Below are 16893 nucleotides of genomic sequence, written 5' to 3' on the forward strand. Positions count from 1 at the left end.
AGTCCTACCCTACGCATTAAATGTATCATGAGAAAACTGGTAAATATCATTTTTAAAATGATGCGGGATAAGTCGGAATACCGAGAACCAGTCATTCCAATGGAATAATGAAAATGATATAATAGACTAAACATATTACTAAAATTGAATGTAAAATCTGTTTATTACTATCTGAGATAGGAGAAAAGATGATAAGGAAGATATGCTTATTGCTTGTAATGGCAATGTTATTAGTTTTAATTTCATGTAATAAATTTGGAAATGAAAAACCAAGTATTATATCAATCAATAAACAGTTTCCCCTAAAAAATAATAAAAGTTCAAATATAGTCTTTAGTGTAGCAGACTCGGTATATAATAACAGGGAAATAAACATTACCTATCCTCAGATTAAAAAACTCGAAGATGAAAGCAGACAAAATTCAATAAATGATCTGCTCAGAAAAGAAGCTTTCACTGTCTTAGATTTGTTCAGGTATCAAGATGACATAACTATAAAAATAAACTACAAGATTACCAGAAAAAGCAATTATATCTTAAGTGTTACTTATGATGGATATGCTAGACCAAGAAGAACATATCCTTCAAGATTGTTTTATACAGTGAATATTGATATTAACAGTGGTAGGAAGATTGAATTAAAGGATTATATTAATATCGATAAAAGTTTTATTAATAAGTTTAGAAATTATGAAGTTAGGGAACCTGAGATGAATCAAGCCTCTGCAAGTGCATTCGATTATATACTTAAATCATACTCTGATGAGGATTTAATTAGATGCTTTAACACTGCTGATTCATCATATGCAAAGTCTCCATTTGCATTTAGCTATTTAACTAATGATTCATTAGGTATAAGTATGGAAGCTCCACATGTAGCTGGTGGTCATATAGAAATAGAATTAAAGTATACGAATATTAAAGATAATATTGAAACCAACAAGCATGCTTATATGGAAAGCTATTAAGGAATATCAGAGGGCCAGAAAGGTATTTCATCTTTCATCTCGTGTTTTTAGACGTTCTCTGCAAGAGATATAGAGGTTATAAGTAAATAAGATCATTTTTGTTGCATACTTACTATTAAATTGTTAAAATCTAATTATTAATAATCAAGGAGACAAATGTATGGAGGATATTACCACACAAACAGGTGCTCCAATTGAGCAAATAAATAATAATTCAAGAGTTTGGAATCCAAATACTTTAAAGTGGATTACAATATTTCTTTCAGGTATCACAGGAATCATTTTATACATAATAAATTATTACCGCTTAGACCATCCCAATAAAAAGCAAAAACTTCTTCTAGGGATTGTATTTTTTATTTTATTGACTATTGTTGTCATTGCTCTACCAAATTTTAATTCTGTACGTTATGTGTTTTTTGGTATAAACATTGCTCTAGGCATCTACTATAGTGCTGACCAAAAAAACTATTTTACACAACACATTAAAGATGGTGGTAGGAAAGCCTCAGCTTGGTCTGCAATTGGTCTGTCAATATTATTTCTTGTAACATACCTCTTTATTGTTGGTATATTGATATACGTGGTTGATTTAATACTTTCTTCAGTTATTTATAAATCGTTTTAACAACATTTTTCTTTTCAGTATTCTCCGAAGGCTCAGGCTTGCATTATTGTAATGCAAGGATACAAGTATAAACAAGCATTTGCCTTCCTTCGGAGTCTCTCTGAGGTCGCTAACGGAGTGAAGTCCGGGAAAAGGTCCCCCCATTCTTTAGAACCGCTAACGGAGCTGTACTTAAAGAATCTTCACGGGCAGCTTAAAAGTAGCTTACGAAGTGTTTTCGAAGTAACTTGCAGAGCCAGAGTAGTAATGGAATACGATATAGATATTATCGTATTCCATTACTGCTCTGTAAGTAACTCTTTAGTAGCGTTTGAAGAAATCAAAAAAACTTCGGAAACACAGGAATCGGAACAAAAAATCCTATATTTTTTATTCCTGTTCCTGTGTTTGTTACTTCCAATGGCTAATGAAGCAATCTCCGAAGCAAATCCGTGGCAACCCCATCCTCCCATTCGTTTTTTGAGAAGGACCAGAAGCAGCTAGTGGAGCAAATCCGGGACAAAGCGTTCTGCTTTTAGAAAACCCTTCAGTTTGGATTCGGAGGAGAACTAGGCAAATACCTCCCCGGAAGTATCTTGTTTAACTCTCACTACATTTTAAAAGGCATCGAAGAACAATTTTAAATAGACATGTTTCGGTATTTCCAGTACCCGAAGCCATATAAAAAAGCTTTTATTCAGAGTTAGATTAAATAAATGTAAAAAACGGTTGAAATATGTAAGTTTAATATATAAAATAAATATTAGAAATTATTCAAAGAGATTACATTGTAAGCATATGTCTATAATGCGAAGTTGTATATAGAAAGGATATTTTATGCTAACAGATAATGAAACCGCAATATGTGATAGTTTATATCAATATATAAATTTTGATTTACCTGAATACCTCAGCCCAGAAATTTTTACAAAAACCACTTTGGAGGAGTTAGGTGAGTTCTATTTCAATAAGGCTATTAGCAGTGTAGATGGTGCAAATGATAAACTGCTTAGCATAGTAATTAAATCCACACTAAACAATAAAGAACTTAGTATGCCAAACGATTTTCACATATCACTTTGCAAAATAGTCGGAATTAAAGAATTGCCAAAGGATAAACTTTTAATAGTTCAGCATGAATACGATAAAATATTCGTTCAACAGTATGGCTCGGTTTTGCATAAAATCGATGCAAAAATCAATGTAATTAATACTCAACTTCAATCAATAAAAAGTAGCATAGCATCTGTGGAATCAAAAACGCCAAGTCTTTCTTTGGTTAGGGATGTGGCTACCGAAGAAAGTCTTTTACTGGATTACCATAGGGAGTGTAATGAGTTGAGGACACAAAAAGAAATGATATTGTTTTCGAAACAACACATGGAAAGGCAAATGAACTGTTTCTGTAATTTGGGAGAACCACAAAGTGTCTGCTATGCTATTCAAGGCTTGGCTCTAAAGTTGTCAAAAGATACTGTGATGAATGTGTCCCTTGAATTTTCGTTGTATAAAGATGTTCTTGAAATTGCAGAGGATCATTTAGATAGACCATATGCCTTGTTTTTCAAAGTTAAGTTGTATACTGCTATTGATGCTCTACACAAGAATTGGCATCGGTCTATACATACTAAAAGTGACGAAGAAAGAGTGGCGGAACTTAATCTTGCCAAAGCTAAAATTCCCTCTATTGATAAATTGCATATTCAGAAAAATTCTAATCCCCAACTATATCTAAATACACTAAGGAAATTTATACAAGAGCATGATGTAGTAAATGAATTATCTCAGTTACTTGAAAAAAGTGTTTGCTTAAGAGAAAGAAAAGACGTTTTGCTTAAAAGTGTAACACTATTTCAATGCAATGATTTCATAATATTCAATCATATTATTCCGTTGCAAATTGAAGGGATGTTTGGAGATTTCTTAAAAGACTCTACTACTTTTAATCGTTTTACAAATCTGACGATTTACGTAAATGATGTTCTTAAAGAAAAAATCCAACACTTACAAGATGTTCAGGCTGATATATATCCTGAAGTAATTGAATATTTCATGTACTATTTCAATAACATAATTCGCAATCGTATTGCTCATGGTAATTACAAGGCTCTTTTCAATAACGGCATATCAGCTGAGATATTTGCTCACGAGTTGCTGCTTGATTTAAGTATCTTAGTTCACATGCTGTCACGCAAAAGCGAAACTGATAAAATGCACCGATTTATATCAGGTTATAAATCACATTATGCCATGTTAATAAAGTCGGAGGATAATCCACATTTCGGAGCAATGTTTAACGATATGATTGGAGATAAAATCATATCCGGCTATGACTCTATAGAGAAAAACCGTCCACTTCAAGTAGCATATTGGCTTGTAAATCCATACTATGAAAAAATCTACGAATCAACAGGTAATAAGGCGGATTTAATAGAATTAAGGAATGATTTCCTGAGCAAGGAATTTTGGATATATGTTGTGGACACATTAAATGATAGAATTGAAAACAATTTTGGATATCAGTCAATAAACATGGAATTTTTATCAGTAGTAAACGGTTTGTTTAAATGCAACATAACCCCTGAAGTGAGAGTGTTGTTAGGAGAAACTAATGCTGCATTACAGAAAATAAAACTAATGCAGAATTCGTAAAAATGTGAAATTTCCCATTATGTAATGTGGACAAGCCAGGTGGTAGCAATTAGAGGGGATTCAACTTTTGCACCATTATAAAGTACTGGGTTTTCCGCGGATGCTGAAAAAGTAGTTTTAACCACTATAGTTCATTTTGAGGAGTGATATATATGTTCAAAGGGCTAATTCATTATCAAAATGGGAAGATACCATTCATAATAGATAATTATCAGATGAACCTGTTTTCAGAAAAAGAATTGGTTACTCTATTTGTAAAAGAACATAATTTTAAGACAAATTATATATTGACCGGTCAGTGCTTTGATACAGACAATACACCTCGGGACATTACCCTATTGGTTGAAAAATCAATGGGAAGCACTTGCTATTTAACATGTTTTATTGTAAATAATTTAAGTTCTGACAAAAAAATCGATACAATAAGCTTTGAGTCAAGATTACTTGATAGTATTTTTCGATATAAATACCATTATTTAGATTTGACTAGAGCTGGAGTCAATCTTGCTGTGGAACGAACAGAGATATACTCAATACCGTTTAATATTTGTGGGAGCACATATGAATTAAAATATTTGATTGGCCAAAATCACCGTATGGGTCTTTTAGAAAGCTTTAAAATGAGTGGCAAAACATCCGTACCCCTACAAACAGCACATATTGAAGAATGCTATAGAATTACTCTTCTAATGAATAGATTTTCAAAATTTATTACTTCCACCTCCGATGTTACCTTTGAACGAATTACGCTTTCTGCAAATGAATTTATTGTTGCCGATTTTTATTGCAAATGTGTTTCAAATAACCCTGCAGTAGACTTGGATGTGTTGTTTTGTGAGTTTCCAGTTATGAAATATACTGCTAAAATACTTGATAATTTAGCGTTTGAGTTGGATTCTAAGATAACCAAAAGCATTCCATTGGGACATCTTGCAAACTATGACAATCTCTATACCCCACACCGATTTATAGAACAGATCACAGCATTTGAGTATTTGTTTGAAAAATTGGAACCAGAAAAAGCAAAAAACAATAAATTCCCTTTAAAAACTCAATTAAAACTAATGTTTGATGTTTTTCCAGAGATATTGAATGGCGTCAGTATAAACTCTGATGAAATTGCAAATCACATCAAGGAATTGCGACGAAACATTGTCCATGGGTACGCTTACTATTACGACTTTAACAATGACTCCAATATTAAATTCTGCATTATTAAAATTGCGGATTTAATACAACGAATGAGTCTTAAGCTTATTGGTTTTGATAATTCTGAAATTTCCGAATTTAGAAAAATTGTAATAGCTTATTAAACTTACCATTATGTTTATAATTGAGAAAAGCATGAACTTCGTATTAGGCTAATACTGTGAAGTTTAGAATTTTTGTAGTTATAGCAATAATTAGAAACAGGGAATGATTTGCAACAAAGTGTATTATGTGTAACACTAAAGAGTGATAAACGAAGCTATTAAATGACCAGCAGTACAATAAAAAAATATTTCGAGGTAGTATATGCTAAAAAAAATTGAATTTGAAAATTACAGATGCTTTAAGAAAAACTCCTTAACTTTTAGGGATTTAACTATTATTGTCGGGAAAAATAATGCAGGTAAATCGACTATTATTGAGGCTTTGCGTTTAATTTCTTATGTGTGCAAAAAATGTAAACATACGACATATGTTGATGCTCCCAATTCTTTAAAATTACCACTTAGCTCTAGGGGATTTAAAATTAATGTAGATAAATTCAAGATTGATTTAAGAGGGATAGTATACTACTATTCTGAGGGCAATGCCAAAGTTATTGCACGTTTTGATAATGGAGCAAAAATAATTATTATATTAAACACAGATTTTGCATTTGCAACTATATACGATACTGAAAACAACATTATAAAAACGAAAGGCAAGGCTATTGACTTAGATTTAGACATTGTTGATATTTTGCCACAAATAGGGTTGATAAAGGAGAATGAAAAACTTTTAACTCTTGAAACTGTTCTTTCAGATATAGATACATATTTATCATCTCGGCATTTTCGTAATGAGTTATGGAGAAATAAAAAAGAACTTTTCAATGATTTTAAGCAATTAGCAGAAACTACTTGGAGTGGATTAAGAATTATTGATTTAGATTATAATTCATCAATTAATGATTTTATTCAATTACTTGTTGAAGATGAGAGGTTTACCGCCGAAATAGGTTTAATGGGTAGTGGGCTTCAAATGTGGTTGCAAATAATATGGTTTATTTGCAGAACCAAAAACAGTAAAACGGTTATTCTTGATGAACCCGATGTGTATATGCATCCGGACTTGCAAAGGAAAATACTTAGACTATTAAAGAATAGATATGCTCAGGTAGTTATAGCAACACATTCAGTTGAAATAATTTCAGAAGTTGACCCGAAGAATATTGTTACCATTGATAAAAACAGTGTTAATATGAGGTATTCAAATAACATAAAAGCTGTACAAAATATTATAGATTCAATTGGAAGTGTACATAATCTTTCATTAGTTAGATTGTCGAGTGCAAAAAAATGTTTGTTTGTAGAAGGGAAAGACTTAAAGTATCTTTCCAAATTTCATGAAAAAATGTATCCTAAAAGTGAAATTTCCTTGGAAAGCTTGCCCTGCATCCCTCTTGGCGGCTGGTCAAGATTAAGTGATGCGTTTGGTGCGGCTAAACTATTTTATAGCGAAACTCAAGATGCTATAAAAAGCTATTGTATTCTTGATAGTGACTACTTTTCTCCAGACCAAATTAGTGAAAAGTACAATTTAGCAAAGGAAAATCATCTACATCTTTTCGTATGGGAGCGAAAAGAAATAGAAAATTATCTTTTAGTACCTAAAGCAATCTTTAGAATAACTCAAAGACCTGAAAGTGAGTATACTGAGTTTTTAATAGAATTTGAAAAAATTATTGATGGAATGAAACTTAATATAACAGACCAATATGCCAATCAATTGTACTTGCTAAGCGAAAGAAAAAAACAATTACCAACTTGTAATTCAGAAGCAAGGCAATATATTGATAGCAAATGGACTAATCTTCAAAATAAAATTAATTTGGTTTCAGGGAAAGAAATGATTTCAAAAACAAATGCATTTATTAAAGAAAAATATAATAAAAGCTGTTCTGTTCATAAAATTCTTCAAGCAATTACTCTTGAAGAATTGGATGAAGAAGTAAAAGACGTTATTCGTCAAATATCAAATTAACTTGTAATTATTAATGATATTATTTGAGTTAGTTGCTAATTATTTTTAGAATGTAACGAATGTTCAGAAGCAGCAAACTTCCCATTATCAATATAACCAGTAATATATTTATTATTTATGTAAGAGAACATACGTTGATTGGCTTCGGGTACTGGAAATACCGAAACATGTCTATTTAAAATTGTTCTTCGATGCCTTTTAAAATGTAGTGAGAGTTAAACAAGATACTTCCGGGGAGGTATTTGCCTAGTTCTCCTCCGAATCCAAACTGAAGGGTTTTCTAAAAGCAGAACGCTTTGTCCCGGATTTGCTCCACTAGCTGCTTCTGGTCCTTCTCAAAAAACGAATGGGAGGATGGGGTTGCCACGGATTTGCTTCGGAGATTGCTTCATTAGCCATTGGAAGTAACAAACACAGGAACAGGAATAAAAAATATAGGATTTTTTGTTCCGATTCCTGTGTTTCCGAAGTTTTTTTGATTTCTTCAAACGCTACTAAAGAGTTACTTACAGAGCAGTAATGGAATACGATAATATCTATATCGTATTCCATTACTACTCTGGCTCTGCAAGTTACTTCGAAAACACTTCGTAAGCTACTTTTAAGCTGCCCGTGAAGATTCTTTAAGTACAGCTCCGTTAGCGGTTCTAAAGAATGGGGGGACCTTTTCCCGGACTTCACTCCGTTAGCGACCTCAGAGAGACTCCGAAGGAAGGCAAATGCTTGTTTATACTTGTATCCTTGCATTACAATAATGCAAGCCTGAGCCTTCGGAGAATACTGAAAAGAAAAATGTTGTTAAAACGATTTATAAATAACTGAAGAAAGTATTAAATCAACCACGTATATCAATATACCAACAATAAAGAGGTATGTTACAAGAAATAATATTGACAGACCAATTGCAGACCAAGCTGAGGCTTTCCTACCACCATCTTTAATGTGTTGTGTAAAATAGTTTTTTTGGTCAGCACTATAGTAGATGCCTAGAGCAATGTTTATACCAAAAAACACATAACGTACAGAATTAAAATTTGGTAGAGCAATGACAACAATAGTCAATAAAATAAAAAATACAATCCCTAGAAGAAGTTTTTGCTTTTTATTGGGATGGTCTAAGCGGTAATAATTTATTATGTATAAAATGATTCCTGTGATACCTGAAAGAAATATTGTAATCCACTTTAAAGTATTTGGATTCCAAACTCTTGAATTATTATTTATTTGCTCAATTGGAGCACCTGTTTGTGTGGTAATATCCTCCATACATTTGTCTCCTTGATTATTAATAATTAGATTTTAACAATTTAATAGTAAGTATGCAACAAAAATGATCTTATTTACTTATAACCTCTATATCTCTTGCAGAGAACGTCTAAAAACACGAGATGAAAGATGAAATACCTTTCTGGCCCTCTGATATTCCCTCTGCTGGTTTCCAGAAAGAATATATTAAGAAGGAGTCTGAGCTTGATTACATTACAAGAGAACGCATATTAAAAGCCAACGGCCTTCTAATCCGTTGGCTTGATGCAGATATTTCATTTCACAAAATAGTCTATCTCTGGATAAACAAGATCATCTTTTTCTAAAAATTTTAGCGGTAATAAATCATCTTCTATAGCTATATTTATACCCCGATTTTGTAGAAGCTTTAAAATCCCTAATCCCTCTATGCTCAAAAACTCATTCTCCGAACTTTTAAAATCCTTTAAAGCCCTATGCCCATTTAATAACTTTTTAATCCCATCTTCTATTTCTTTCTTATCTTTATTATAAATTGCTCTATATATTTCCAAAAGTGAGGAGTAATAAGTGTTATTTTTTTTGGTTAGCTGTTTTTCCAATTTAGCAAGGTACGGAGATGCCTCTTCCTCTTGCTCTAATAGCAAGTATTTTAAAAGATATCCTGAAATATAGAAAGCATCAAAATCATCCTTCTCAATTTCTGGTCTTCCTCCTAAAAGTTTTGCTATTGATACAGCAAGTTCTATATTATCACTTAATAATGCTGCATATATTGATTTATATTCATGCATAGAAGCAAAATCTGTTGAGATTTGTTCATCTCCCTTATCTATAAGAGCTAATAAGTATTCGTTCATTTTAGCTGATAGATAAAAGTATTCCTTTGCCTTTTTGTAGTCTTTACCATATAATATTTCTCCAACTGCTAATACCCTATAACCTGTTGATAAACTATGATACAAATACCCATCGTTTCCTTGAGGGATTCCATTTTTTCTTACATTGCTAATTTTTTTATCAATTAATTCCTTGCGCTCTTTTACTATTTCCTGAAAAGTATCAAAATAGCTCCGTTTAATCTGTTGTTTTGGCATTGTATTTTTCTCCTTTCGAATTGCTTTAGTACTATGGTAAATTAAACCATTGTATTTTACCATCTGGTGATATTACATTTGCAGTTTTATTTAAAATTCCTCTATTGTTATCCAAAACATCATCTAATTCATATCCAGCCCTTCTGGTAAAAGCATCATTTGATGTCATCATTTTATCAGTATTTCCTCTTACCCATCTATTGCTCATTTGTGGCCCCATGCTTGTTTTTTTATTTAGCCTAAGCTTACCTTTACTATTAAACTTTGTCTCATTTACTATAAGTTCTTTAACATTTCCATTCTTATCGTATTTTGCATATAAGCCATCTATACCATGATTGCCTTCTACTTTTGATGGAAGTTTCTTATATCCTTTCTTTTTCATCATTTTATCAGTTATCTTCTCTGCCATGGCGCCCTTCTCTTTTCTAGACATTCCATCCCAAAAATTCTTCCCATGGCTTTCTCGTGCTTTTCTACTTTCCTCTAAGTTTTTATATAGATTTGCTTTCTGCTGACAGGACATTTTACTATATCCACTTAGGTCAACATAGTTTACAGGATTATTACCTACATATGCATAAAGGTTTAATCCATCACCCCTGTATGTATCCTCCTGTGTAAACCTTCCCACAACAGGATTATAAAATCTTGCTCTTAAATAATATTGGCCTGTTACTGAATCAAACTGTTCACCTGCATATCTGAACCTATTCTGTACCTTCTCAATAGCTTGAATAGTGTTACCAAAAGCATCATACTTGTACGAGTTAACTATCGCACCCCTTGAGTCTGTAAGGCTTATGACATCCCCGTGCACATTGTTGAGATAATAATAACTTTCACCACTTCCATCCCTCTGCATCAGCAGTTCATGCCCGCGTATACTTGCAGCCCTAAGCTTTTCACCATCAAGTTCGGCTACAATATCCCTGCCGCTATAAACAAACCATGCAGTTCTGCCGTTCTCCTCAATCTTGCTCCTAAGGCCTTCAGGATCATAGAAGTTCCTGATATATTCCCCATTTGACTTTCTTACCTTCTCTGTCCTATTGAAACAGTCGTATGTATAGCTGGTTGTTCCCTGTTTTCCAGCTTCAGATAAAAGGTTTCCATTTGAGTCATAGCTGTAACGTGTCTGCTCGGAACCTTCAATCTTTTCAATAAGCCTGTTTCTTTTATCGTAAGAATAATTAACTTCTGTGCTGCCTCTTCTCCTAAATGTCCTGTTTCCTGCAAAGTCATATGAAAACAATTCTTCTACATCAGGATACACCACTTTTGATAATCTGTTAAGGGTATCATATGTATACTGTGTTATCCTTCCATTTTCCTCTTTTTTGATTTGATTTCCATTATTATCATATTCATAACTGTGCTTTAGTATCTCAATACCTTCACTGTTTTTCGCTACAATCCCGGCAACATTTTGGTCTAAATCATAGCTATATTCTATTGTTACACCATTTCCATACCTTATACCTGCAAGCTGGCTGTCAGGCTTGTAAGTGTATGCTGCTGCCAGCTTTCCACTATCCCATACCTCTTCCATCCTGCCTGCTGCATCATACTTATAATTTGTCCTCCTGCCTGTTAAATCCTTTAGCTCTAGAATATTTCCATTTCTGTCATAACTGTACTCCAGCATTGGTTTACCGTTCATACTCTTGCTCTTAAGTCTCATGTTGGGAGTATATGCATAATTGTAAACCACGCCCATACCGGAGGCTGAAATAAGGTTCCCGTCTGCATGATAGCTAAATTCCTGGCTTCTACCTGTTTCAGCATCCTTCATAAGGGTAATGTTATCATCCTTATTGTACATGTATTCAACGGCATTCCGGTTTCTGTCAATCTTCTTTGCAAGTCTTCCCTGCAAGTCATATTTGTACAGTATTTCGCATCCTGCCGGATCAATGATCCTTGCCAATTTATTTATGCTGTTGTACTCATATTCTGTCCTATTTCCGTTTCCATCAATACTTGTCACAACATTGCCTACATAATCGTATTCATATTTTTCACTGCTGCCGTCAGGCTTTTGTACATCAGTTATTCTGCCCCAAAGGTCTAATGTGTTGGTAGTATGATTGCCTTCCCCATCCTTGATGCCTGTGATGTTGCCAAGTGCATCATATGTATACTCCTGGCTGGGTCTTCCATTTTTCTTTGCCCCCGGTGTATATATTTCTTTTATTCTTCCAACTGAGTAATATGTATATTCTATGGATTTACCAAGTGCATCTGTCTTTTCAATCAGGTCTCCTGCCAGGTTGTATTTATTTTTCTCTACAACAAATCCAAGTGGATCTCGTACCTCTACAAGCCTGTTCATACTGTCATAGCTGTAAAGTGTGCCTTTTCCGTCATCCTTTTCCTTGTCGTATTCCTCCGGTTTTACATGTTTAATGATATTTCCTGCTCCATCATAGAAAAGCCTTGTTACTTCCCCCTCTTTTCCAGTGATTTTGATCCTACGGTTCATGCTGTCATATTCATATTCAATACTTTTTCCGTTGGTATCAATCTCGCTTACAAGGTTACCCTGCTTGTCGTACTTATAATAGTGGGTTTGTGAAGCTGCACCCTTTTCTCGCTTTATTGTCTGTATAAGCCTGTCAGCTGCATCATAAAACATTTCTGTCTCATAGCCCAATGGACTGAGAACTTTTGTAAGATTTCCATTTTTATCATAATGGTACACAGTCTGGGCAAGAGCCTTTCCTTTTGATCCTACCGTCAGGTCTTCCCCATCTATTTCTTCTATCTTTTTGTCAAGACGCCCAAGACTGTCGAAACTATATCGAATAACTCTGCAAGTCTTGTCATTTATACGTGCCTTTTCAAACGTTCTATTACCAAGGCAGTCATATCCATACTCAGCCTGTGCCCCTGTAGAATCGTATATCTTAACAATCCTGCTGTTTTTATCATATTCATACCGTATTGTATTCCATTTAGCAGGGGTTTCCTGTTCGCTTACCTTCTGTGTTGACCTCTTCTCTTCTGTCCTTCTTCCTGCCCTGTCATAAGAGTAACATGTGACACTGTATAGCTTTTTGCCTGCATTTTCTTCTACTGCCGTTCTTTTTTCCAATAGCCATCCTGCATCATTGTATTTGTATAATGTTTCAAGCTTGTTTGCGTCTGTCTCTTTGATCAAAAGTCCATCGACATTATATTTGTACTCTTTTACAGTATTGCCTTCTTCATTCTTTATAGCAGTCAGCCTGTTCAATGAGTCATAGTCATATTCCATTCCAGGCCCATTGTCTTCATCGGGATTGTATTTACCCGGATCAATTGTTTTTACGACATTGCCGACGGCATCATACTTTGTTCTTGATATGTGGCCTGTAGGTAAAACTGTTTTAATTCTTCTATTGTTCTTGTCATATATGTATTCAATTCCAATACCGTCTTCTTTTTTACTGTCAAAGAAATTTGCGTTTATTTCTTTAACCAGATTGCCATTTAAGTCATACCTCAATGCGAATACATTCTTTAAAGGATCGGTTGTCTGAATCAGCCTGTCCATTGCATCATATATGAACTCATAGGCCTTGTCATCACCCTTACTTTTACTAGACTCATTAGGCAACACCTTTTTTATGAGGTTACCCATTCTATCATAGGACATGGAGGTTATTCCACCCTGAGCATCCTTTATAAATGTCTTTTTGTTTATTTCATTGTATCCGAATTCTACTGTTCCGTAGGATGTAGTGATTGCCTCAAGTCTTCCTGCAATGTCATATCGATACCTGAAAATGTTGCCCTCAGGATCTTTTACTCTAGTAGGTTTATCAACATGGAGGCTGTCATATTCAAATTCAGTGATATTACCCTCTGCATCAGCTCTTGACAGCATCCGTCCAAAACTATCATATGTAAATTCGGTCTTTGAATATTCACCGTCATTGATCTTGACATACTCTTCAATAAGATTTCCCGACAAGTCATACTTATATAGAGTCTCAGCTCCACCTGAAGTTGATGTCCTTATAAGATTGCCGTTATCGTCATAATCATTCAAAACTGTGTAACCTTCCGGGTATTTTTCTTCAAGTATATTTCCTTTATTGTCAAATAAACGGAATGTTGTTTGTCCGTTACGGTCAGTCTCACTGTTCTTGTTGCCGTATTCATCATATGTAAAACGTTCTTTTGTTCCATCGCTGTGTATGGCTTCTATCAAACGCCCTTCATCATTATGTGTGTACCTTTCCATGTTTCCTGTTGAACGGTAAATGAAAACGGTCTCATTATTATCAGGATAATACTTTATATCAACTGTATCCTGTTCATTTACACATTGACGTACTACCCTTCCCTCATCATCGAATTTGTTGCTTACATACTTTCTACCGTTTGCATCGGTTATTGAAACAATGAATGGTCCTTCATACTCGTATATAAATTCGCCTTTATTTGGAAGAATTGCACTAACCAATCTGTCTCCATTATAACGATAGACAATTTTTCTACCGGTATGATCTATTATCTCTGATATTTTTCCCAGCTCATACTTAAATGTGATGACCTTACCGCCGGGAGACACTATTTTTTCAACAAGTCCACCTGGTGCATACTTTACATTTACCGCATTATTATTTCTGTCACTTACTAGAATCAATTTCCCTCTGCCGTCATATGTATAGCTCTTAATATCTTTTATGGAAAGTGTAAAATATCCTGTAGCCGGATCCTCAATAAGAGTTTCAGAAAGGTCCTTGGAGTCTTTCTTGTGCCACTTGCCTTCTTCTTTTACAAACTTCTCCTCATGTCCATCAGGGTACATCAAGGTAATACAATCAAGGTCATCTCTTTTTAGACAGCTCTCATATTCAAAGGTCCAGCCATCTCCCATGATGCCCTTTCTTAATCCAATTGAGTTGTATCTCCTCTTGATTTCAAGGTCAATTCCCCTATCTTCAATTACAAGGTCTGTTACATCAAGATAAAAGCTTCCGTTGGAAACATTTATGGGGTCACCGCAAAAATCTGACTTCTTGGGATCCATAATGGACTTTCTAGCTGCAGTCTCTCCTATATCTCCTGCTTCACCTGCAAGCTTTGCAACCTTGTTGGCATTATCGCTTATTCCATCCATTACCTTATTGGCTCCCTTTTTAATCCACGGTGCTGCATTGTCTATAGCTTTACCTATATTCTTAGCTATCTTTGAGTCCATTATGCCTGCAGTTCCAGCCCCTATTCCTGCATCTAACAGCACAGCCCAAGGGTTTATTCCCTTACCCTCGAGAGTCTGCCTTACTATGCTTTCAAATGCATTGTTTGCTGCTCCAATAGCCATTTTACCGCCTAATGAAGCAGCCGGTCCCAATGGTCCAAATACAGCACCTGATATGGCACCTACAATTGTTTCTCTTGCTGCAGCTGCCGCATAGTCACTGAAATCACTAACCTCGCCGCTCATTATATCACTGACAGCCTGACTTGCAACAGCGGCTGTTCCTCCCACCACTGCACATGTAGCAACAGCACCTATAACAACAGCACCAGCTCCAAATGTGGCTACAGTAAACACCGCTGCTGCTGCAACTGCCGCAACTATAGCCAACCCTCCCAATACATTAAGGGCTAGCTTGCCCCAGTTAAATGGAGGCTTTGGTGCAACTTTTGGGGCATCGTCAAACGGGGGATATAATTCCCGAACTCTTCCCTCAAGAAATACATAATTTGATAGGTAATGAAATTCATTTTCAATTGTAAAACCGCTGTCCGAATTGCTCTTCTTAAGGAAAACAATATCCTTTGCAGTGATTTTTATATGCTTTGGAGTGGTAATGGACATTTCCTCAACCGAATTCATGGTAAGCTTTTTATGACTTACTATGGTAATGCCGTTCTCATCCTCCATGCTTATCTTTATAGGCTCCTTGCTGTCGCCAACAATGTTTAAGGCTTTTGGAGACATCTCAAGCTCACTTCCGTGTTCTGTACCAAAAAATCTTGTATTTGGATCACTTGTCTTTTGACAGCTGCCTCCATTTTTTCTTACACAGCCAATGACCTTAGCGTTGTTCCCAGTGGCATCTGGAAAGTAAAGGCTTGCATGTGTCCCCTTTTGCGGCATGCAATACATGATGTCTCCTGTAGGAGGTATAAATGGAAACCAAAATGCTTTACCTTTGTCCTGGGCTTCATCTATGTCAAGATGAAGCTTTACCAGTTCTCCTTTTGTATCAAGAACATTTCCCCCAATGGATACTCCATTTATTTGACTATTGTTTATCTGTGATACATAAATGCCTTCCTTCATGGAAATCCTGTATCTATAAGTAAGAATCCCTTTTTCCATATAAGCATCTATGCTGGTCACATACATTTTTTTATTTCTGAAAGAAATTTCATCCCCTAATTTATACTGCTCTCTGCTTTCTATATCATAATAAAAAAAGTCATTGGCTTTAACGTCGGATCCGCTTCCCTTTGCCTTCATATATGCCATAATGTCCTTGTTTGCCGTATAGCAAATACTGTCTTCAAGTTTGCAGCTTGCTCCTTCTGGGAAACCAAAGCATAATCTTGTCCCAGCATCGTATATATCTACAGCTATAACTGAATTAAAACGGCTTGCGAGCCTTTTAATGAGTTCCCAATCAGTCTCTTTATACTGCAAAACGGGCTCTCCAATTTTAACACCATCACAAATTGTGTTTATAAAATTATTCTTTGGATAATCTCCTAAAATACCTTTAACAAGCTCAGGATATGTCATGTTCATATCCTGAAATGAACGGCTCTTCTTTTTGATGTCCAGCCTGAAACTGCCCGATATACCTTGAATTTGGGCATAGTAAACACCATTTATCTTTTTTGTTTCTACGCTTGTAATCAGGCCTTTAAAAATTGTTTTATTGCTTTCACCTGCTTCGTAAATATGTATCTCATCATCAAATGAAGCATTGACGGTAGAATTAAAATTTACTGTTTCATCTACAATGCCATATAAATAAAGTGTTGCATGCTCATTGATCTTACTCTCAATTTTAATATCACTGATGATTTTGATTCCATATGCCGGTTCTATCTTTATATTATCAAAACCCTTCATTTTCTAAGACCC

8 protein-coding genes are annotated in these 16893 nt (G+C 34.8%); 5 read left to right on the forward strand and 3 right to left on the reverse strand.

Annotated elements, in window-relative coordinates:
- The first annotated feature begins 188 nt into the window (after positions 1 to 188).
- The 5 genes from Bccel_RS15400 (at position 189) to Bccel_RS15425 (ending at position 7458) form a co-directional block, all read left to right on the forward strand.
- Positions 189 to 968, forward strand: coding sequence for a hypothetical protein (locus Bccel_RS15400; protein ID WP_050753517.1), 780 nt, complete (start codon positions 189 to 191; stop codon positions 966 to 968).
- 160 nt (positions 969 to 1128) lie between these two features.
- Entirely contained in the window at positions 1129 to 1596 is a 468-nt protein-coding gene (locus tag Bccel_RS15405; protein WP_036938966.1) for a hypothetical protein, read from the forward strand.
- Between the two features lie 816 nt (positions 1597 to 2412).
- The gene (locus Bccel_RS15415; RefSeq protein WP_036945834.1) at positions 2413 to 4227 is read left to right on the forward strand and encodes a hypothetical protein; all 1815 of its coding nucleotides are present in this window, start codon (positions 2413 to 2415) and stop codon (positions 4225 to 4227) included.
- A gap of 152 nt (positions 4228 to 4379) precedes the next feature.
- A complete protein-coding gene (locus Bccel_RS15420) occupies positions 4380 to 5540 on the forward strand; it encodes a hypothetical protein (RefSeq protein WP_036945836.1) in 1161 nt (386 codons plus the stop codon).
- Between the two features lie 202 nt (positions 5541 to 5742).
- Positions 5743 to 7458: an ATP-dependent nuclease gene (locus Bccel_RS15425; RefSeq protein WP_036945838.1), complete on the forward strand. Its 1716-nt coding sequence runs from the start codon at positions 5743 to 5745 to the stop codon at positions 7456 to 7458.
- Between the two features lie 798 nt (positions 7459 to 8256).
- Here the strand turns inward: Bccel_RS15425 and Bccel_RS15430 are convergent.
- The 3 genes from Bccel_RS15430 to Bccel_RS15440 all read right to left on the reverse strand — a co-directional run bounded on the left by Bccel_RS15430 (position 8257) and on the right by Bccel_RS15440 (position 16881).
- A complete protein-coding gene (locus tag Bccel_RS15430; RefSeq protein WP_036938966.1) occupies positions 8257 to 8724 on the reverse strand; it encodes a hypothetical protein in 468 nt (155 codons plus the stop codon).
- Positions 8725 to 8999: 275 nt separating this feature from the next.
- Complete coding sequence (locus tag Bccel_RS15435; RefSeq protein ID WP_036938968.1) at positions 9000 to 9800, reverse strand: Imm49 family immunity protein; 801 nt, start codon at positions 9798 to 9800, stop codon at positions 9000 to 9002.
- 31 nt (positions 9801 to 9831) lie between these two features.
- Positions 9832 to 16881 carry an RHS repeat-associated core domain-containing protein gene (locus tag Bccel_RS15440; RefSeq protein WP_050753523.1) on the reverse strand — a complete coding sequence of 2350 codons (7050 nt, stop codon included), beginning with the start codon at positions 16879 to 16881 and terminating at the stop codon, positions 9832 to 9834.
- Positions 16882 to 16893 lie beyond the last annotated feature (12 nt).

The organism is Pseudobacteroides cellulosolvens ATCC 35603 = DSM 2933 (genome assembly GCF_001262605.1).
GTDB classification, from domain to species: Bacteria; Bacillota; Clostridia; order Acetivibrionales; family DSM-2933; genus Pseudobacteroides; species Pseudobacteroides cellulosolvens.

Excerpts from the sequence above, each read along its gene's own strand:
- Bccel_RS15400 (WP_050753517.1), top strand. The coding sequence starts at position 189 with ATGATAAGGAAGATATGCTTATTGCTTGTAATGGCAATGTTATTAGTT.
- Bccel_RS15405 (WP_036938966.1), top strand. The coding sequence starts at position 1,129 with ATGGAGGATATTACCACACAAACAGGTGCTCCAATTGAGCAAATAAAT.
- Bccel_RS15415 (WP_036945834.1), top strand. The coding sequence starts at position 2,413 with ATGCTAACAGATAATGAAACCGCAATATGTGATAGTTTATATCAATAT.
- Bccel_RS15420 (WP_036945836.1), top strand. The coding sequence starts at position 4,380 with ATGTTCAAAGGGCTAATTCATTATCAAAATGGGAAGATACCATTCATA.
- Bccel_RS15425 (WP_036945838.1), top strand. The coding sequence starts at position 5,743 with ATGCTAAAAAAAATTGAATTTGAAAATTACAGATGCTTTAAGAAAAAC.
- Bccel_RS15430 (WP_036938966.1), bottom strand. The coding sequence starts at position 8,724 with ATGGAGGATATTACCACACAAACAGGTGCTCCAATTGAGCAAATAAAT.
- Bccel_RS15435 (WP_036938968.1), bottom strand. The coding sequence starts at position 9,800 with ATGCCAAAACAACAGATTAAACGGAGCTATTTTGATACTTTTCAGGAA.
- Bccel_RS15440 (WP_050753523.1), bottom strand. The coding sequence starts at position 16,881 with ATGAAGGGTTTTGATAATATAAAGATAGAACCGGCATATGGAATCAAA.